The organism is Bifidobacterium ruminantium DSM 6489 (genome assembly GCF_000770925.1).
Taxonomy (GTDB): Bacteria; Actinomycetota; Actinomycetes; order Actinomycetales; family Bifidobacteriaceae; genus Bifidobacterium; species Bifidobacterium ruminantium.
Genome location: NZ_JDTK01000002.1, coordinates 106539 through 123624, shown reverse-complemented (window position 1 = coordinate 123624; position 17086 = coordinate 106539). Strand labels below are relative to the sequence as shown.

The following is a 17086-nucleotide window of genomic DNA, read 5'->3' as shown; positions in this document are numbered from 1 at the left end:
TCAGTCAGCCTCCTCAACGGTGATCAGGTGACGGAGAACCTGCAGCTGGCCACGAAGAGCCGGGGTGTCCTCACGAGTCACGGTCTTGCCGATCTTGTTCAGGCCCAGAGTCTGAGCCGCAGCGCGCTGCTTCGGAGTGGAGTTCACCAGACCGTGGTGCAGCTTGATGTTCAGGTTAGTCATCACTCACCGTCCTTCTGAGCAGCCTTGGCCTGAGCCTCTTCACGAGCCTTGCGGGCCTCGGCGATGCCTTCGGCGCGAGCACGCAGCAACGCATCCGGAGCCACCTCTTCAAGGGACATGCCACGACGTGCGGCAATCTCCTCCGGCTCTTCGAGCTTCTTGAGGGCGTCGACGGTAGCGCGCACCACGTTGACGGCGGTGGCGGAGCCCATCGACTTGGTCAGGACGTCGGTGATGCCAGCGCATTCCATGACGGCGCGAACCGCACCGCCGGCGATAACGCCGGTGCCCGGAGCGGCCGGACGCAGCAGCACGGTGCCAGCGGCATCATGGCCGATCACCGGATGGGTGACGGTGCCCTTGATGCGCGGCACGGTGAACATGTGCTTCTTGGCATCCAGCTGGCCCTTGGCGATTGCGGCCGGGACCTCACGGGACTTGCCGTAGCCGACACCAACGGTGCCCTTGCCGTCGCCGACCACCACGAGGGCGGCGAAGCTGAACGTACGACCACCCTTATGGGTCTTGGACACACGGTTGATGGTCACCACACGGTCGAGCATCTCGTTCTCGTGAGATTCCTCACGACGGTTGCGACGCTCTCCACGGCGACCCTCACCGCGCTGGCCACGACGAGACTTGCGGTCCTCGTTGTTGGACTCAGCGGCAGCCTGAGTGTTCTGAGTTTCTTCAGCCACTTGGGTTTCCTTTTCGTTGTCGCTCACAGTGCCAGACCTCCCTCGCGGGCGCCTTCAGCGACAGCTGCGACGCGGCCATGATACTTGTTGCCGCCACGATCGAACACGACCGCGGTGATGCCTGCGTCCTGAGCCTTCTTGGCTATCAGTTCGCCGACCTTCTTTGCGGCTTCGGTCTTGGTGCCCTCGAAACCAGCGAAATCGCTGGTCAGAGTGGATTCGCTCACCAGGGTAACGCCCTTGGTGTCGTCGATGATCTGGGCAACCATGTGACGGTTGGAGCGGGTGACCACCAGACGCGGAAGCTCCGGGGTGCCGCTGATGTGCTTGCGCAGACGAGCGTGGCGGCGCTTAAGCGCGACCTTCTTGCCCTTACCGAGAATCTGGACGCTCATTACTTACCAGCCTTTCCAGCCTTGCGCAGAATGTGCTCATCCGCGTACTTGATGCCCTTGCCCTTGTAGGGTTCCGGAGCGCGAAGCTTGCGGATGTTGGCGGCGCACTGGCCAACAGCCTGCTTGTCGATGCCCTTGACGATCACCTGGTTCGGGTTCGGCAGCTCGAATTCGATGCCTGCCGGAGGCTCGACGGTGATGGTGTGGGAATAGCCGAGGGAGAACTCGATGCCCTTGCCCTTCATCTGGGCGCGGTAACCGGTACCGACGATCTCCAGAGTCTTGGCGTAGCCTTCGTGCACGCCCTTAACCATGCCCGCCACGATGGAACGAGCCAGGCCGTGCTTGGCCCTGGTCGGACGCAGGTCATCGGCCGGGGTGAGGACGACTTCGTTGCCCTCGACCACAGCGGTGATGCCCTCAGGAATCTCGTAAGAATCAGTGCCCTTGACACCCTTTGCGGTGAAGGACTGACCGTCGATCTTGACTTCCACGCCAGCCGGAATGGTGACGGGGAGCTTACCAATATGCGATGCCATGTTTCAGCTCTCCTTTCTCACCAAACGAAAGCGACGATCTCGCCGCCGATGCCTCGATCGAGGCATTCCTTCTGGGTCAGCAGTCCCGAGCTAGTCGAGATGATTGCGATGCCAAGACCACCGAGCGGCATCGGCAGAGCATCGGACTTTGCGTAACGACGCAGGCCCGGCTTGGAGATGCGCTTGATGCCCTGGATGGAACGCTCGCCGTTCGGGCCGTACTTGAGGGTGACCTCAAGAGTCTGGCCGACCTTGGCTTCCTTGGCGGTGAAGTCCTTGATGTAGCCTTCACGCTTCAGAATCTCGGCGATGTTCGCCTTGAACTTGGAGTACGGCATATCCACGGTCTCGTGCTTTGCCGCGCTCGCATTACGCAGACGCGTAAGCATGTCTGCGATCGGATCTGTCATTGTCATTTGGGCTAACGCCCTTTCTCGCCATGGTTTCCGCCGCCCTCACGCCTTACTGGCGATCGGCCGCGGACCTTCAGCGTCGATATTTACCAACTGGACTTCGTAACGCCGGGCAGCTCGCCGCGGTGGGCCTTCTCACGAAGGCAGATGCGGCAGAGGCCGAACTTGCGGTAGACGGAGTGGGGACGACCGCAGACCTGGCAACGCGTGTAAGCGCGCACCTTGAACTTCGGCTTAGCGGCCGCCTTGTTCTTAAGAGCGGTTTTTGCCATATCAGTTCTCCTTGAAGGGGAAGCCGAGGTGCTTCAGCAGCACGCTTGCTTCCTTGTCGTCCTTGGTGCTGGTCACCACAGTGATGTCCATACCGCGCTGGTGATCGATCGAATCCGGATCGATCTCGTGGAACATGGACTGCTCGGTGAGGCCAAAGTTGTAGTTGCCCTGACCATCGAACTGCTTGCCGTTGATACCGCGGAAATCGCGGATACGCGGCAGAGCCATGGTCAGCAGACGGTCCAGGAACTCCCACATGCGGTCGCCGCGCAGGGTGACGTATGCGCCGATGGCCTGGCCTTCACGCAGATGGAACTGAGCGACAGACTTCTTGGCCTTGGTGATCTTCGGCTTCTGGCCGGTGATCAGGGTGAGGTCCTTGACCGCGCCTTCGATGAGCTTGGAGTCGCGAGCCGCGGCACCGACGCCCATGGAGACGACGACCTTCTGGACGCGAGCGACCTGCATCGGGTTGGAGTAGTGGAATTCCTTCTCCAGCTCCGGCACGATCTGCTCGTTGTACTTCTGCTTCAAGCGCGGAGTTGCCGGCGCTTCGACAGTGGTATCGGTCATGCCAGCTCCTTTCCGGACTTCTTGGCGACACGCACGCGCACGGTCTTCACCTTGCCGTCACGAGCCTCTTCCTTTTCGACGATGCGCACGCGGGTCGGCTGCTTGGTCTCCGGATCGATGACCATCACGTTGGAGCGATGGATCGGAGCTTCAACAGCCACGATGCCGGCCTGCTGGCCCTGCTGCGTGGCGCGGACGTGCTTCTTGACGATCTGCACGCCCTCAACGATCAGACGATCGTCCTTGAGCACCTTCTTGACGGTGCCTTCCTTACCGCGATCCTTGCCGCGGATGACCTTGACCAGGTCGCCGCTCTTGATCTTGGCTGCCATGTCAGATCACCTCCGGGGCGAGGGACACGATCTTCATGAAGCGCTTGTCACGCAGTTCACGACCGACCGGTCCGAAAATACGAGTGCCCTTCGGGTCACGGCCGGAGCCGAGAATGACGGCGGCGTTCTCGTCGAACTTGATGTAGGAGCCGTCAACACGACGGTGCTCCTTGACAGTGCGGACGACGACAGCCTTGACGACGTCGCCCTTCTTGACCGACCCGCCAGGGATGGCGTCCTTGACGGAGGCGACGATCACGTCACCGATGCCGGCATAGCGTCGCTTCGATCCGCCGAGCACTCGGATGGCGAGGAGTTCCTTCGCACCCGTGTTGTCGGCGACATGAAGCCGCGTTTCCTGCTGAATCATTGATTCTCCTTAGCCGAGCTGGTTCTCCCCAAGCACCCCGCCTGCCTGCTGGAAGCAGGCGGGGTGACTCACGGAGCCTTGCCGAACTTATTTACTTAGCGCGCTCGATGATGGTATCGAGACGCCAACGCTTGGTCTTGCTCAGGGGCCGAGTCTCCATAATACTCACGAGGTCGCCAACGTGCGCCTCGTTGTGTTCATCATGGACCTTGACCGTACGAGTGGAGCGCACGACCTTGCCGTAAAGCGGGTGGGTCGAACGCTGCTCGAGCTCGACGGAAATCGTCTTGTCCATCTTATCGGACACGACGTAACCGCGACGAACCTTGCGGAAGTTACGCTCTTCAGCCATTACTTCTCCTCAGCTTTCGTTTCGGTCGCCTCGGGGGCCTGGCTGATGCCGAGCTCACGCTCGCGCAGGACGGTGTACATCCTGGCGATGTCGTGCTTGACCGCCTTGAGGCGGGCGGTGTTTTCGAGCTGACCGGTCGCGGACTGGAAGCGCAGGTTGAACAGCTCTTCCTTGGACTTCTTGAGGAAGCCCTCGATCTCCTCGTTGGTCTTCTCGTTCAGATTCTTCATGGTGTAGTCTGCAGTTCCGACTGCCATCAGATGTCACCGCCTTCACGAGCAATAACACGGCACTTCATGGGGAGTTTGTCGATTGCGCGGCGCAGAGCCTCGCGAGCGACATCCTCGGACACGCCACCGATCTCGAACATGACGCGACCTGGGTGGACGTTGGCGATCCAGAATTCCGGAGTACCCTTACCGGAACCCATTCGGGTGCCGAGCGGCTTCTTGGTCAGCGGACGATCCGGGAAGATCGTGATCCACACGCGGCCACCACGCTTGATGTAGCGGGTCATGGCGATACGAGCGGCCTCGATCTGGCGGTTGGTCACGTAGGCCGGAGCCAGAGCCTGGATACCGAAATCGCCGAAAGCGATCTCGTTGCCGCCCTTGGACATGCCACGGCGGACCGGACGGTGCTGCTTACGATACTTGGTTCTCTTTGGGATAAGCATTTCTCAGCTCACTCCTTCGTTTCCGTTGCGGCAGGCGCCTCGGCGGCGGCCGGAGCCTCCGCTGCAGCGTTCTGCTGCGGAGCAGCGTTGCGCTGGCCACGACGCGGACGACGATCGCCGCGACGACCCTGGCGGTTGTTGCTCTGCTGTGCCTGCTGCTCTTCGAACTCACGCTCGGTCATATCGCCCTTGTAGATCCAGACCTTCACGCCGATGCGGCCGTAAGTGGTCTTGGCCTCGAAGAAGCCGTAATCAATGAGGGCGCGCAGGGTCTGCAGCGGAACGCGACCCTCGCGATAGAACTCGGAGCGGCTCATCTCGGCGCCGCCAAGACGACCGGAGAGCTTGATGCGGATGCCCTTGGCGCCTGCGCGCATGGCATCCTGCTGGGCCTTGCGCATCGCGCGACGGAAGGTCACGCGGTTGGTCAGCTGCTCAGCGATGCCCTGGGCGACGAGCTGGGCGTCCAGTGCGGCGTTCTTCACTTCGAAGATGTTGAGCTGGACCTGCTTGCCGGTGAGCTTCTCGAGCTTCGCGCGGACGCGCTCAGCCTCGGCTCCACGGCGGCCGATGACGATGCCCGGACGAGCGGTGTGGATGTCCACACGCACGCGGTCGCGGGTACGCTCGATGACAATACGGGACACGCCCGCACGCTCGAGATCCTTGCTCATGGCCTTGCGGATGGCGTCATCTTCGAGGACGAAGTCGCGGTAGCGTTCGCCGACCTTGTTGGAATCGGAGAACCACTTGGAACGATGGTTCTCAGTGATTCCCAGGCGGTAGCCAAACGGATTGATCTTCTGACCCATCTTTAGCGGTTTCCTTCCTTGTTAGCGACGACGACCGTGATGTGGCTGGTGCGCTTGTTGATACGAGCGGCACGGCCCTGTGCACGGGCGCGGAAACGCTTCAGCGTCACGCCTTCGTCCACATAGGTCTCCTTCACGACCAGGTCGTTCTCACGGAACGGCTCGCCGGCCTTGTCGGCCTTCACACGGGCGTTCGCGATGGCGCTCTCCAGGACCTTGCGCACCGGAAGGGATGCGTCCTGCGGAGCGAACTTCAGAATGGTGATGGCTTCGGTCGCCTTCTTGCCTCGGATGAGGTCGACCATACGGCGAGCCTTGCGCGGCGTCACGCGGACGTGACGAGCGATTGCTTTAGCTTCCATGTGTCCTTACTCTCCTTTAGCGGCGTGCCTTTTTGTCGTCCTTCACATGACCCTTGAAGGTCTTGGTCGGGGCGAACTCACCGAGCTTGTGGCCAACCATGGATTCGGTGACGAACACCGGAACATGCTTGCGGCCATCGTGAACGGCGAAGGTGTGTCCGATGAAATCAGGGGTGATCATCGAACGACGGGACCACGTCTTGATGACGTTGTGCGTGCCCTTCTCGTTCTGCTCGTCGACTTTCTTCTGCAGGTGGGCGTCGACGAAGGGGCCCTTCTTGATGCTACGAGTCATCTACTCGACACTCCCTTACTTACGGTTCTTACCATTCGGGCGACGACGAACAATCATCTTGTTCGAAGCCTTCTTCGGACGGCGGGTACGAACCTCGCCCTTGCCCCACGGAGAAACCGGCGGCTTGCCACCGCGGGTACGACCGCCGTGCGGGTGATCGACAGGGTTCATGGACTCACCACGGGTGATCGGGCGCTTGCCCATCCAACGAGCGCGGCCTGCCTTGCCGAGCTGGATGTTGGCGTGATCGGAGTTGCCGACCTCACCAACGGTCGCGCGGCAGCGAGCGTCCACGTTGCGGATTTCGCCGGACGGCATACGCAGCTGGGCGTAAGCGCCATCCTTGGCGACGAGCTGCACGGCAGCACCGGCGGAGCGGGCGATCTTGGCGCCACCCAGCGGGCGGAGCTCAATCGCGTGCACCACGGTACCGGTCGGGATGTTGCGCAGCGGCAGGTTGTTGCCCGGCTTGATATCGGCCTGGGCGCCGGTCTCGATGAGGTCGCCCTGCTTGATGCCTTCCGGAGCGATGATGTAGCGCTTCTCGCCGTCTGCGTAGTGCAGCAGCGCGATGCGGGCGGAACGGTTCGGGTCGTACTCGATGTGAGCGACCTTGGCCGGCACGCCGTCCTTGTCCCAACGCTTGAAGTCGATGAGACGGTACTGGCGCTTGTGACCGCCGCCACGATGGCGGGAGGTCATACGGCCGTAGGAGTTACGACCGCCAGTCTTGCTGAGCTTGCGAACCAGCGACTTCTCAGGCGTGGAGCGCGTGATCTCGGAGAAGTCCGAGACGGACGCGTTACGGCGGCCTGCAGTCGTCGGCTTATAAACGCGGATAGCCATAATCTAGTTCTTCCTTTAACTTTTCTCGGCTAGCCTTCAGTTACCGAAGATGTCGATCGTCTGGCCCTCGGCGACGGTCACGATGGCGCGCTTCTGATTGACGCGCTGGCCGAAACCGTTGCGGGTGCGCTGACGCTTGCCGGCGCGGTTGAGGGTGTTGACGTTCGTCACCTTGACATTGAAGATCTCTTCGATTGCCTGCTTGATCTGAACCTTGTTCGCGTTCGGAGCCACCACGAAGGTGTACTGACCGCGATCGGACAGAGCGTAGCTCTTCTCAGAAACGACAGGCTTGAGGATGATGTCGTGTGCGGGCTTGTGAATAGCGACCATGAAAATCAGGCCTCCTTTGCAGCCGGCTCGGTCTTCGCGGCAACGAAGGCGTCGAAGCCTTCCTTGGAGAAGACCACGTACTGAGCGGTGACCACATCGTACGTGTTGAGCTGATCGGCGAAGATCGGGTGAACGGTCGGGATGTTACGAACGGAAAGCCATTCGTTCACATTCTCGCGAGAGAGCACCACGGTGGTGAACTTGTTCTCGGTCACCGGGGTAAGAGCGGCAACGGCGGCCTTGGTGGACGGGGCTTCGGAAACACCGAAGTCGACAACGGCCACGTGACCGGCATTGGCGCGATCGGAAAGCACGTACTTGAGAGCAGCGGCCTTCATCTTCTTCGGGGTGCGCTGGGAGTAGTCACGCGGCTGCGGACCGAACACGGTGCCGCCGTGGTACCACTGCGGTGCACGGATGGAGCCCTGACGAGCACGACCGGTGCCCTTCTGCTTCCACGGCTTGCGGCCACCGCCGGAAACCATGCCACGAGTCTTGGTGGCGTGGGTGCCCTGGCGAGCAGCAGCGAGCTGGGCGATGACGACCTGGTGGATCAGCGGGATGCGGGACTGGACTTCCTCGGCGGAGAAGCCGAAGATCTCAGCCGGAGCATCGACGGTGCCGGTGGCCTTGCCCTTGTTATCGGTGACGTTCAGAGTAACGTTTGCCATGATTTATCAGGCTCCCTTCACTGCCGAACGGACGAGAACGATGCTGCCCTTCGGGCCCGGAATGGCGCCCTTGATAGCCAGCACGCCGTTCTCAACATCCGACGAAACGATGGTGAGGTTCAGCGCGGTGTTGGTCACATGACCCATGCGGCCGGCCATACGCTTGCCCTTGAGGATGCGGCTCGGAGTGGCGCATGCGCCGACAGAGCCAGGACGACGCTCGTTCTTGTGAGAGCCGTGGGTACGACGATAGGACTTGAAGCCCCAACGCTTGATGGTGCCCGCGAAGCCCTTGCCCTTGGTGGTACCGGTCACGTCGACCAGGGTGCCCTCCGGGAACAGCTCAGCGGTCAGCTCCTGACCCGGCTCGAACTCTTCGGCGTTATCGGTGCGAACCTCAGCGAGGTGACGACGCGGGGTGACGCCAGCCTTGGCGAAGTGGCCGGCAAGCGGCTTGGTCACCTTGGTCGGGTCAACCTGGCCGTAGCCAAGCTGAACAGCCTTGTAGCCGTCGGATTCCTCGGACTTGACGGCGGTCACCACGTTGGTGGACACGTCAACGAGGGTCACGGGAACGAAGAAACCGTTCTCGTCCCAGACCTGAGACATGCCGAGCTTCTTGCCCAGCAGTGCAGTGCGATTAGACATAATGGTTTCCTCCTCCCTTACAGCTTGATCTCGATGTTCACGTCTGCGGGCAGATCAATGTGCATGAGGGAGTCCACGGCCTTCGGGGTCGGGTCCACAATGTCGATGAGACGCTTATGAGTACGCATCTCGAAATGCTCGCGAGAATCCTTGTACTTGTGAGGAGAACGGATAACGACGAACACGTTCTTCTCGGTCGGGAGCGGAACCGGGCCAACCACAGTTGCACCCGCGTTCGTCACCGTTTCGACGATCTTCTTCGCCGATTGGTCGATGACCTCATGGTCATAGGACTTAAGCCTGATGCGGATTTTCTGTCCCGCCATTGCCTTCCGCCCTTTCTAGCGATTCGTTAGTTACTGTTTACCAGCCTGCTTCCAAGGGCACCGGCGCAGAAAGACCCCCGGAACCATGGAGTCCCGTGGCCATACCACATCAGTGCGCGGCCATGCAGTTCATCACCGGAGTGATTCGCTGTGCCACGCTCGCTTTTTGAATTACAATTTGCGAGCCCTAAAATCAGGCAACTTCTTTATCTAAGCATCAGGGGTGAACAACTGAAATCCGCGCGTGTCGCGCATTTTCCAACGGTTTCGGCCATGCCCGTCCATATGCGAATCACCCTATCCGCATCCGCCTGATCCGCATCGAAAGAAGCCTGCAAAACGCATGTCAAGAACACCTCGCCGCGCCCTTCATGTCTCGAAAAATCATGCCTCGAAAAAAGAAAGGAGTCCGGCGGTTTCCCGTCGGACTCCTTTTCACGATTCCTTATACATGTCCTATATATAAGGAGTCACACCGATATGGCGATGATATGGCGATCAGACGCGCTCGGAGGCTTCCTCCGTGGCGGCTTCGCCCTGGCGCTGGACGCGCAGCTGGTGGCCTTCCTTCTGGCTGACGCCATAGTAGGCGGCGATGGCGATGTCCTTCATATCCTCGATCTGCGGGATACGCGGGTTCGCCGGAGCGCACTGATCCTCGTAGGCGCGCATGCCGATTTGGTCGATGATGGACCAGTAGTAGTCCTCATCCACACCGCACTCCTGGAAGCTCTTGTTCATACCGAGCTTGTTGTCACGGTAATCCTCGACCGCCTTCGCCAGGTTCTCGACACCTTCCTCGGGAGTCTTGCCCGGGTTGACACCAAGGTTCTTGGCGATCTCCTGGTAGCGCTCCGGAGCGATGTACTTGCTGTACTTCGGCCAGCTGGTCGGCTCCTCCGGAACGGATCCGTTGTAGCGGATCACGTACGGCAGCAGGATGGAGTTGGTACGGCCGTGGGCCACGTGGCACAGAGCGCCGATGGTGTGGGCCATGCCATGGCACATGCCGAGGAAGGCGGAACCGAATGCCATGCCGGCCATGGTGGCGGCGTTGTGCATCTTCTCCTGGGCGCGAGTCTTCTCCTCACCCGGCTCGCCGTTGACGGACTCGGCGAGATTGTCCCAGACCAGCTTGGCCGCGTGCAGAGCCATGGCGTCGGTGAAGTCGTTGGCGTACACGGACACGTAAGCCTCGAAGGCGTGGGTCAGGGCGTCAAAGCCGGCGTCGGAGGCCAGCTTGCGCGGCTGGGTGCGGGCCAGCACCGGATCGACGATGGCGACGGACGGGGTCAACGCGTAATCGGTGATCGGGTACTTGTAGCCGGTCTTGTGGTCGGTGATCACAGCGAACGGCGTGACCTCGGAACCGGTGCCGGAGGAGGTCGGGATGCACACCAGCTTGGCCTTCTTGCCCAGCGGCGGGATCTTGAACGCGCGCTTGCGGATATCGAAGAACTTCTCACGCACATCGGAGAAGGAGATCTCCGGGTGCTCGTACAGCAGCCACATGATCTTGGAGGCGTCCATCGGGGAGCCACCGCCGACGGCGATGATGGTATCCGGCTCGAACTCGTCACGCATCATGGCGGCGCCGCGCTCGACGGTCTCGACGCTCGGCTCCGGCTCGACGTAGTCGATGATGCGGAAGGTCACGCGGTTGGAACGGGCGCGCAGCTGGTCGATGATCTTGTCGACGATGCCGAGCTGCTCCATGACCTTGTCGCACACGATGACGGCCTTTTCGATGCCGTACATGTCGCGCAGGTACTTGATGGCGTTCGGCTCGAAGTAGGTCTTGGCCGGAATCTTGAACCACTGCATGTTGTTGTTCCTCCGAGCAATGCGCTTGATGTTGAGAAGGTTGACCGCCTGGACGTTGCCGGACACGGAGTTGCCGCCGTAGGAGCCGCAGCCCAGGGTCAGGGACGGGGCGATGGCGTTGTAGATGTCACCCACGCCGCCGAGGGAGCTCGGGGAGTTCCAGATGATGCGGCAGGCATGCATGCGCTGGCCGTATTCGCGGACCAGATCCTGGTTGTTGGTGTGGATGGCGGCGGTGTGGCCGGCGCCATGCTTCAGCATGGCCTCGCACATCTCGAAGCCCTGTTCCTTGTTGTCGGACTTCAGCACGGCCTGGACCGGAGCGAGCTTCTCCATGGTCAGCGGCTCGTTCTCGCCGACTTCCTTGCACTCGGCGGCGAGGATGGTGGCGTCTTCCGGAATCTCGAAGCCGGCAGCCTTGGCGATGTACTGCGGGGACTTGCCCGGCACCACGGAGTTGAGCTTCGGGGTCTGTCCGGAATAGGCGGTGCAGCCGAACATGTACTGCTCGAGCTTGGCCTTCTCCTCGTCGTTCACGAAGTAGGCCTTGCGGCGCTTGAGTTCCTTGACGAGCGGATCGTAGATGTCCTTGTCGGCGATGATGGCCTGCTCGGTGGCGCAGATCATGCCGTAATCGAAGTGCTTGGACAGGATCAGGTCGTTGGCGGCGCGCACGACATCGACGTTCTTGTCGACGTACGCCGGAGCGTTGCCAGCGCCGACGCCCAAAGCGGGCTTGCCGGAGGAGTACGCGGCCTTGACCATGCCCGGACCGCCGGTGGCGAGGATGGTGGCAACGCCGTCATGCTTCATCAGCGCGCCGGTCGCCTCGATGGACGGATGCTCGATCCACTGGATGCAGTTCTCAGGAGCGCCAGCCTCGATAGCGGCGTCGCGCACGATCTTGGCGGCCGCGACGGAGCAGTTCTGGGCGCCCGGGTGGAAACCGAAGATGATCGGACAACGGGTCTTCAACGCGATCAGGGACTTGAAGATGGCGGTGGAGGTCGGGTTGGTGACCGGGGTCACGCCGGCGACGACGCCGACCGGCTCGGCGATTTCGTCGATGCCCAGCACGTCGTCCTCACGGATGATGCCGACGGTCTTCTGTCCGGCCAGATAGTTGGTGACGTGCTCGCAGGCGAAGATGTTCTTGGTAGCCTTGTCCTCGACCAGGCCACGATGGGTTTCCTCGACAGCCATCTTGGCGAGCACCAAGTGCTTGTTCAGAGCCGCGACGGAAGCCTTGGCCACGATGTGGTCGACCTGCTTCTGATCGAGCTTTTCGAATTCGTCAAGAGCCTTCAGACCCTTCTTGACCAGGGCGTCGACCTCAGCTTCGGCTGCGGCGAGCTTCTCTTCCGGAGTCGGCTTGACCGGTTCTTCCTTCTTCTTTGCGTCTGCCACTTGAAGTCCTCCTCGATTCTTTGGGGAATTGCAAAGGTTTTTCAGTTATCTCCGCCCGTCCATATGACGGACGGCACGTTGCTGATCATGTTGTGACCTGAGTCACAATATACTCGACAATAATGGCGTTACATATTCTTCGTCGTGTCGTGTAATTCATGTTCGCTTCTTATCTTTTTTTGTTCTTTTTATCGATTTTTCCGAACATTTACCATGCAACAGACTCTCTTTTGACGCGTTTTGTTCACTTTACGTCCACTTATCGAACACTATTTTCACCATTTCCTAAAGAGCTTTTTTTAAAGTTTTTATTTTTCTTACGATTGACGGCACACTTCATAAAAATACTTTTGTAAAGGTATAATCGACAGAAGCAACATATCCCGTTAAGGAGCAGACATGAAAGCCGTTCCCACCATGGCAGTGAAGGAGCTCAACAAACGAGCTCTGACCAGATACCTGTATACGAATGGCCCAGCCACCAAACAGGTTCTGGAACGGGAACTTGGCCTCAGCCTGCCGACCATCACCCAGAACCTGCGCGCGCTAGAACAGGAGGGGCTCGTCGGCAAGGGCGAGCAATTGGAATCCACCGGCGGCAGAAAAGCGCAGACCTTCGTGTTCGAATCGCGGTGCAAGGCGGCCATCGGCGTGGCCATGCGAGCCAACAGGCTGAACCTGTGCGCGATCGATCTGCACGGTCATGTCATCGCGCGGCATCACGCCGCGCTCCCCTACCGCAACACCGACGCGTACTACCAGAAAATAGGCGGCATCATCAACGACTTCGCCGCAAAAGTCGAACGCGGCGGCAGCGGCATCCTGGGAGTCGCGTTCGCCATCCAAGGCATCGTGTCGGCAGATGGCACGACCATCAGCTTCGGCAGCATCATGGGCAACACGGGCGTTAAACTGGGCACCATCGCACAGAACGTACGCTATCCGAGCATCATGATCCATGATTCCGACGCTTCGGCCATGACCGAGCTCTGGCTCGACCACGCGCTCAGCGATGCGGTCTGCGTGTACCTCGAGATGCGGCCCGGCGGCGCGGTGATCATTGACGGTCAGCTGCATCAAGGTCCCAATCTGCGCAACGGCGTCATCGAACACATGACACTCGTTCCCGGCGGCAACAAATGCTATTGCGGTCAGTATGGTTGCATGGACACCTACTGTTCACCGGAAACCCTGCTGGAGGATGGCGAAAGCCTGTCCGGATTCTTCAGCGTGCTCAGACAGGGCGAGCACGGGCATAGGCAGCGCTTCGACCATTGGCTGGCCAACGTGGCGCAGGCCGTAAGCAACGTCCGCGCGCTGCTCGCCGGAGACATCATCATCGGCGGCGAGGCGGCACGATATCTCGATTCGGATGATATCGACCATCTCAAGGCGCTGGTCGAGGAGAAAAGCGCGTTCCACGACACACACTTCGTTCTGCGCAAAAGCCTGTGTATGGAGGATCAGAACATCATCGGCGCTGCATTGCGATTCGTGCAATCCTATGTGGCCGACATCTGCAACACGGAAATCTGACGCGTTCCGCGTATATGAAAAAAACGACAGGGGCGTGTCCCGACTTCGATAGTCGGGACACGCCCCTGTCGTAGTTCCGTCGTCTCAGACGATCTGGCAGAACTCGATGGTCTCGCCATTGGGACCGTACACGTTGAAGTAACGGATGCCGTGATCCCAGAAGCTGTCGATGTGCTGGATCTCGGTGTCCTTGAACTTCAGTCCGAGCTCCTTGGCGTTCTCGAAGGCGGCTTCGATATCCGGAGTGTCGAACGCCCAGTGGTTGATGGCGCCGGTGGTCATCGGGGCAGGCTCGCCCTCCCAGGTCTCGATGGTCAGATGGCCGTAGCGCAGGAAGGCGCAACGGTTCTCGCCGTTATGGAAGATGCCCGCCACTTCGAAGCCGAGCTTCTTGGTGTAGAACTCAATGGTCTCGTCCAGATCCTTGGCAATCATGCCGGAATGCTGGAAATCGGTGGTGAATGCGGTCATGGGCTTGCTCATGATGGTTCTCCTTTGCGATGGATATTGATCGGATATTGTGTTATCGATTATGACGTCTCAGTGCGCCGCCTCGGACGATTCCACGGCAACCGGCGCTTCCGACGCGGTCTGGGACGCGACTTCAGCCGACTGCTCGCTCTTCTTGGCCGACTTGACACGAAGGCCATGCTCATCGAATCCAGGCTGCTTCGGGCGGATGAACAGCGTGAGAACGAACGCCAGCACGTATAGCGCGGCGTAGGTCCAGCACACACCGCCATAGCCAATGACCGGCAACAGAATCGTGGCGATGCCGGGGCCGGCGAACGTGGTCAGGCCGGCGGCGAGGTTGTATGCGGATAGCGCGGCTCCCTGCTTGCCTTCGCCTGCGTACAGCGTCATGATGGTCGGCAGCGACGAGAAGGCACAGGTGCCGATGCCGACAATAATAGAGGCGATGATCATCATCAGTGCGTTTGCGCCGAACCACTGCGGAATGTAGTAGAACGCCACCGAGCCGACGGCGAGCACCGCGCAGCCGAACCAGCGCATCGGCCATACCCAGCCGAAGCGGTCCATGAACCAGCCCCAGAAGGTGTTGAAGATCAGGGTGACGACGAACACGAAGCCCCAGATGCGCATCCACTCCTCGGTCTTGAAGATGTTGATGCCGCCGTTATGCGTGGTGCACAGGTACAACGGCATGATGACGGGGAAGCCGTACAGCAGCAGGTTGTTGATGATGCGGATGATGGCGCAGATGAGGATCTTGCGATTGGTGAACAGGATGGTGGCGCCTTCGGTCAGCTCCTTGAGCTGTTCCTTGCGGCTGAGTCCCTCGCCCTTGACGACTTTGTTCTTCGGCACGAAGAAGAAGCACATGAGCGTACCGACGATGGAGAAGGGCAATGCGAACCAGAACGTCTTGTATTCGCCGAACACGGGCATGATGAAGCTTGGCAGATACGCGCCGAACACGCCGATGCCCAACGAGAAGCAGGTCCAGAAGAAGCCGGTGGCCGAAGCGAGTCTGGACGGGGAGATGTACTGCGCCATCAGCACCACGAAGCTGTAGATGAACAGCGGATAGCCGATGCCACGGATGGCGTACAGGCCCAGGATCAACGGATAGATATGGCTTGGAATGGCCACGCCGAGGAACAGCAGATGCACGCCGATCCACCAGCACGCGCCGAACATCATGACCTTGCGCGCGCCGAACATCTCGGCAAGCACGCCGGCGGACCAGCCGCCGAACGCCGCGAACAGACCATATACGGTGACCAGCAGCGAGGCCTGGGACGAGGTGAATCCCTGATCCACCATGAATTTCGACAGGAACGTCAGTTCAAAACCATCGCCGGTCATGAAGATCGCGACGGCGAGGAAGCCGAGCATCAGCGTACGCGGAACGCCGAGCCGTTCAAGAAGCTTAATCATGCGAGCATCCTTACCCGTTATCCTTCTCAACTATGAGAAAACATACAAACCAATATAGGTCTTCAATGGACGGGTGCCATGGCCACCCTGCCATGGCCACCCTGCCATGGCCACCCTGCCATGGCACCCGATGCGAATTGAACGATGGCCGCCGCAAGAGAGGTAACACGCGGCGGCCACGATTTCATCGGAACGATCGCGGAACCGTCCGCGACGTCACTTGCCGACCTTGACGACGGCCTTGGAAACGCCGGTGATCTTGCCGTCGAGGAAGTCCTGAACCTCTTCGAGCTTGAGCTCGTGGCTGATAAGGCCGCCGATGTTCATCTTGCCGGAGGAGACCAGCGAGATGGCGTCGCGGAAGGTCAGCGGGTTGATGAAGGAGCCCTGGATGGTGAGCTGCTTCTTGTAGATGTCGTAGGTATTCATCTCGAAGTGGGCCTCCTGCGGGCCGACGCCGAACATCAGCACCTGCGCGCCCTTCTTGGCCGCGGCGACCGCCTGGGCCTGGGTGGCCGGCAGACCGACTGCCTCGACGATGACGTCGTAGGCGTCCGTCGGAACCGGCTCCTTCGTGGTGTTGAAGGTCTCGGTCACACCGAACTGCTCCTTGTTGCGCTGCAGCTTCTCGTCGAAGATGCCGGCCAGATCCACCTGGTGCACACCATAGGCCTGCAGCAGTTGGGCGAAGATCTGTCCCATGAAGCCGTCGCCGATGACCAGGGCCTTCTGGTAGGGGCGCAGCTTGAGCAGGTCGAGGCCGTGCACGGCGCAGGACACCGGTTCGATGGCGGCGGCGTCGCGCAGGGAGACGTTGTCCGGCAGCTTGTAGACCACGGTGGCCGGGGCGGTGAACTGCTCGGCCAAGCCGCCGTCACGGGTGACGCCGACGGCGCTTAGGTGGTCGCACAGCTCCGGACGCTGGGTCAGGCAGTACTCGCACTGGCCGCAGTAGATGTTCGGATCGACGGCCACACGGTCGCCCACCTTGACGTTGGTGACCTCGGAGCCGATGGCGGCGACGACGCCGGAGTTCTCATGGCCGAGCACGATCGGCGGAACAGCCGGCGCGGAGCCCGGACGTCCGGCATACAGATCATGGTCAGTGCCGCACACACCGGCGTATGCGGTGTTGATCAGCACTTCATTCGGCTGAATCTCAGAGGTAGCCAGTTCCTGAATCTCAAACTGCTTGATGCCAGTCAAAACCAAAGCCTTCATGATAATTCCTTCCTCACTGAAAGATATTTTGTTTCCCGCATTCTCTGCGTGATGAATCACACTATACGCTTTTTTAAATAGTTTTGCAAATTGATTTTC

General features: G+C 60.2%; 25 protein-coding genes. 1 reads left to right on the top strand and 24 read right to left on the bottom strand.

All coding sequences use genetic code 11. The annotated features are described in order from the left end of the window. The 21 genes from rpmD to adhE form a co-directional block, all read right to left on the bottom strand. Positions 1-186 (bottom strand): 50S ribosomal protein L30, encoded by a 186-nt coding sequence (gene rpmD / locus OU26_RS01660; protein WP_011742827.1) that lies wholly within the window; start codon positions 184-186, stop codon positions 1-3. Further along, positions 183-908: a 30S ribosomal protein S5 gene (gene rpsE / locus OU26_RS01655; RefSeq protein WP_003808052.1), complete on the bottom strand. Its 726-nt coding sequence runs from the start codon at positions 906-908 to the stop codon at positions 183-185. Before rpsE ends, rpmD begins: the two co-directional genes overlap by 4 nt. Then, complete coding sequence (gene rplR, locus OU26_RS01650; protein ID WP_003808051.1) at positions 905-1276, bottom strand: 50S ribosomal protein L18; 372 nt, start codon at positions 1274-1276, stop codon at positions 905-907. Before rplR ends, rpsE begins: the two co-directional genes overlap by 4 nt. Then, on the bottom strand, positions 1276-1815 hold the full coding sequence (rplF, locus tag OU26_RS01645) for a 50S ribosomal protein L6 (RefSeq protein WP_026646501.1): 540 nt from the start codon (positions 1813-1815) through the stop codon (positions 1276-1278). The genes rplR and rplF overlap by 1 nt, the downstream gene beginning before the upstream one ends. A 17-nt stretch (positions 1816-1832) precedes the next feature. Further along, a complete protein-coding gene (gene rpsH / locus OU26_RS01640; protein ID WP_003808048.1) occupies positions 1833-2231 on the bottom strand; it encodes a 30S ribosomal protein S8 in 399 nt (132 codons plus the stop codon). 83 nt (positions 2232-2314) lie between these two features. Further along, entirely contained in the window at positions 2315-2500 is a 186-nt protein-coding gene (locus OU26_RS01635) for a type Z 30S ribosomal protein S14 (RefSeq protein WP_003808046.1), read from the bottom strand. A 1-nt stretch (position 2501) separates the two neighbouring features. Beyond that, the gene (rplE, locus tag OU26_RS01630; protein ID WP_026646502.1) at positions 2502-3074 is read right to left on the bottom strand and encodes a 50S ribosomal protein L5; all 573 of its coding nucleotides are present in this window, start codon (positions 3072-3074) and stop codon (positions 2502-2504) included. Next, positions 3071-3406, bottom strand: coding sequence for a 50S ribosomal protein L24 (rplX, locus tag OU26_RS01625; RefSeq protein WP_026646503.1), 336 nt, complete (start codon positions 3404-3406; stop codon positions 3071-3073). Before rplX ends, rplE begins: the two co-directional genes overlap by 4 nt. A gap of 1 nt (position 3407) precedes the next feature. Next, positions 3408-3776: a 50S ribosomal protein L14 gene (gene rplN, locus OU26_RS01620; protein WP_026646504.1), complete on the bottom strand. Its 369-nt coding sequence runs from the start codon at positions 3774-3776 to the stop codon at positions 3408-3410. 91 nt (positions 3777-3867) lie between these two features. After that, a complete protein-coding gene (gene rpsQ / locus OU26_RS01615) occupies positions 3868-4128 on the bottom strand; it encodes a 30S ribosomal protein S17 (RefSeq protein WP_026646505.1) in 261 nt (86 codons plus the stop codon). After that, the gene (rpmC, locus tag OU26_RS01610) at positions 4128-4385 is read right to left on the bottom strand and encodes a 50S ribosomal protein L29 (protein WP_003835994.1); all 258 of its coding nucleotides are present in this window, start codon (positions 4383-4385) and stop codon (positions 4128-4130) included. Before rpmC ends, rpsQ begins: the two co-directional genes overlap by 1 nt. Then, on the bottom strand, positions 4385-4804 hold the full coding sequence (gene rplP, locus OU26_RS01605) for a 50S ribosomal protein L16 (RefSeq protein ID WP_003835996.1): 420 nt from the start codon (positions 4802-4804) through the stop codon (positions 4385-4387). The genes rpmC and rplP overlap by 1 nt, the downstream gene beginning before the upstream one ends. Before the next feature lie 8 nt (positions 4805-4812). Continuing rightward, positions 4813-5616 carry a 30S ribosomal protein S3 gene (gene rpsC / locus OU26_RS01600; protein ID WP_026646506.1) on the bottom strand — a complete coding sequence of 268 codons (804 nt, stop codon included), beginning with the start codon at positions 5614-5616 and terminating at the stop codon, positions 4813-4815. Between the two features lie 2 nt (positions 5617-5618). Then, positions 5619-5978, bottom strand: a complete 360-nt coding sequence (rplV, locus tag OU26_RS01595; RefSeq protein WP_003808026.1) for a 50S ribosomal protein L22 — start codon at positions 5976-5978, stop codon at positions 5619-5621. Between the two features lie 16 nt (positions 5979-5994). After that, entirely contained in the window at positions 5995-6273 is a 279-nt protein-coding gene (gene rpsS / locus OU26_RS01590) for a 30S ribosomal protein S19 (RefSeq protein WP_003808025.1), read from the bottom strand. Between the two features lie 15 nt (positions 6274-6288). After that, complete coding sequence (gene rplB, locus OU26_RS01585; protein WP_026646507.1) at positions 6289-7119, bottom strand: 50S ribosomal protein L2; 831 nt, start codon at positions 7117-7119, stop codon at positions 6289-6291. A gap of 36 nt (positions 7120-7155) precedes the next feature. After that, positions 7156-7452 carry a 50S ribosomal protein L23 gene (gene rplW / locus OU26_RS01580; RefSeq protein ID WP_003808021.1) on the bottom strand — a complete coding sequence of 99 codons (297 nt, stop codon included), beginning with the start codon at positions 7450-7452 and terminating at the stop codon, positions 7156-7158. A gap of 5 nt (positions 7453-7457) precedes the next feature. Next, the gene (gene rplD, locus OU26_RS01575; RefSeq protein ID WP_026646508.1) at positions 7458-8123 is read right to left on the bottom strand and encodes a 50S ribosomal protein L4; all 666 of its coding nucleotides are present in this window, start codon (positions 8121-8123) and stop codon (positions 7458-7460) included. 6 nt (positions 8124-8129) lie between these two features. Beyond that, a complete protein-coding gene (gene rplC / locus OU26_RS01570) occupies positions 8130-8771 on the bottom strand; it encodes a 50S ribosomal protein L3 (RefSeq protein WP_003808016.1) in 642 nt (213 codons plus the stop codon). A gap of 17 nt (positions 8772-8788) precedes the next feature. Next, positions 8789-9097, bottom strand: a complete 309-nt coding sequence (gene rpsJ, locus OU26_RS01565) for a 30S ribosomal protein S10 (RefSeq protein WP_003808013.1) — start codon at positions 9095-9097, stop codon at positions 8789-8791. A 498-nt stretch (positions 9098-9595) separates the two neighbouring features. Then, a complete protein-coding gene (adhE, locus tag OU26_RS01560) occupies positions 9596-12328 on the bottom strand; it encodes a bifunctional acetaldehyde-CoA/alcohol dehydrogenase (protein WP_026646509.1) in 2733 nt (910 codons plus the stop codon). 399 nt (positions 12329-12727) lie between these two features. On the opposite strand from adhE, the gene OU26_RS01555 reads away from it, so the two are divergent. Then, on the top strand, positions 12728-13864 hold the full coding sequence (locus tag OU26_RS01555; protein WP_026646510.1) for an ROK family transcriptional regulator: 1137 nt from the start codon (positions 12728-12730) through the stop codon (positions 13862-13864). A gap of 84 nt (positions 13865-13948) precedes the next feature. Here OU26_RS01555 and OU26_RS01550 read toward each other — a convergent pair whose 3' ends face one another. The 3 genes from OU26_RS01550 to OU26_RS01540 all read right to left on the bottom strand — a co-directional run bounded on the left by OU26_RS01550 (position 13949) and on the right by OU26_RS01540 (position 16987). Beyond that, positions 13949-14347: a VOC family protein gene (locus OU26_RS01550; protein WP_026646511.1), complete on the bottom strand. Its 399-nt coding sequence runs from the start codon at positions 14345-14347 to the stop codon at positions 13949-13951. 57 nt (positions 14348-14404) lie between these two features. Beyond that, positions 14405-15766, bottom strand: a complete 1362-nt coding sequence (locus tag OU26_RS01545) for an MFS transporter (protein WP_026646512.1) — start codon at positions 15764-15766, stop codon at positions 14405-14407. A 216-nt stretch (positions 15767-15982) separates the two neighbouring features. Further along, a complete protein-coding gene (locus OU26_RS01540; protein ID WP_026646513.1) occupies positions 15983-16987 on the bottom strand; it encodes a zinc-dependent alcohol dehydrogenase family protein in 1005 nt (334 codons plus the stop codon). Positions 16988-17086 lie beyond the last annotated feature (99 nt).

Excerpts from the sequence above, each read along its gene's own strand:
- OU26_RS01540 (WP_026646513.1), bottom strand. The coding sequence starts at position 16,987 with ATGAAGGCTTTGGTTTTGACTGGCATCAAGCAGTTTGAGATTCAGGAA.
- rplD (WP_026646508.1), bottom strand. The coding sequence starts at position 8,123 with ATGGCAAACGTTACTCTGAACGTCACCGATAACAAGGGCAAGGCCACC.
- rplX (WP_026646503.1), bottom strand. The coding sequence starts at position 3,406 with ATGGCAGCCAAGATCAAGAGCGGCGACCTGGTCAAGGTCATCCGCGGC.
- OU26_RS01550 (WP_026646511.1), bottom strand. The coding sequence starts at position 14,347 with ATGAGCAAGCCCATGACCGCATTCACCACCGATTTCCAGCATTCCGGC.
- rplE (WP_026646502.1), bottom strand. The coding sequence starts at position 3,074 with ATGACCGATACCACTGTCGAAGCGCCGGCAACTCCGCGCTTGAAGCAG.
- rplR (WP_003808051.1), bottom strand. The coding sequence starts at position 1,276 with ATGAGCGTCCAGATTCTCGGTAAGGGCAAGAAGGTCGCGCTTAAGCGC.
- rplF (WP_026646501.1), bottom strand. The coding sequence starts at position 1,815 with ATGGCATCGCATATTGGTAAGCTCCCCGTCACCATTCCGGCTGGCGTG.
- rplW (WP_003808021.1), bottom strand. The coding sequence starts at position 7,452 with ATGGTCGCTATTCACAAGCCCGCACACGACATCATCCTCAAGCCTGTC.
- rplC (WP_003808016.1), bottom strand. The coding sequence starts at position 8,771 with ATGTCTAATCGCACTGCACTGCTGGGCAAGAAGCTCGGCATGTCTCAG.
- rplN (WP_026646504.1), bottom strand. The coding sequence starts at position 3,776 with ATGATTCAGCAGGAAACGCGGCTTCATGTCGCCGACAACACGGGTGCG.
- rpsH (WP_003808048.1), bottom strand. The coding sequence starts at position 2,231 with ATGACAATGACAGATCCGATCGCAGACATGCTTACGCGTCTGCGTAAT.
- OU26_RS01635 (WP_003808046.1), bottom strand. The coding sequence starts at position 2,500 with ATGGCAAAAACCGCTCTTAAGAACAAGGCGGCCGCTAAGCCGAAGTTC.
- rplV (WP_003808026.1), bottom strand. The coding sequence starts at position 5,978 with ATGGAAGCTAAAGCAATCGCTCGTCACGTCCGCGTGACGCCGCGCAAG.
- rpmC (WP_003835994.1), bottom strand. The coding sequence starts at position 4,385 with ATGGCAGTCGGAACTGCAGACTACACCATGAAGAATCTGAACGAGAAG.
- rplP (WP_003835996.1), bottom strand. The coding sequence starts at position 4,804 with ATGCTTATCCCAAAGAGAACCAAGTATCGTAAGCAGCACCGTCCGGTC.
- rplB (WP_026646507.1), bottom strand. The coding sequence starts at position 7,119 with ATGGCTATCCGCGTTTATAAGCCGACGACTGCAGGCCGCCGTAACGCG.
- rpsS (WP_003808025.1), bottom strand. The coding sequence starts at position 6,273 with ATGACTCGTAGCATCAAGAAGGGCCCCTTCGTCGACGCCCACCTGCAG.
- OU26_RS01545 (WP_026646512.1), bottom strand. The coding sequence starts at position 15,766 with ATGATTAAGCTTCTTGAACGGCTCGGCGTTCCGCGTACGCTGATGCTC.
- rpsC (WP_026646506.1), bottom strand. The coding sequence starts at position 5,616 with ATGGGTCAGAAGATCAATCCGTTTGGCTACCGCCTGGGAATCACTGAG.
- rpsJ (WP_003808013.1), bottom strand. The coding sequence starts at position 9,097 with ATGGCGGGACAGAAAATCCGCATCAGGCTTAAGTCCTATGACCATGAG.
- OU26_RS01555 (WP_026646510.1), top strand. The coding sequence starts at position 12,728 with ATGAAAGCCGTTCCCACCATGGCAGTGAAGGAGCTCAACAAACGAGCT.
- rpsQ (WP_026646505.1), bottom strand. The coding sequence starts at position 4,128 with ATGGCTGAAGAGCGTAACTTCCGCAAGGTTCGTCGCGGTTACGTCGTG.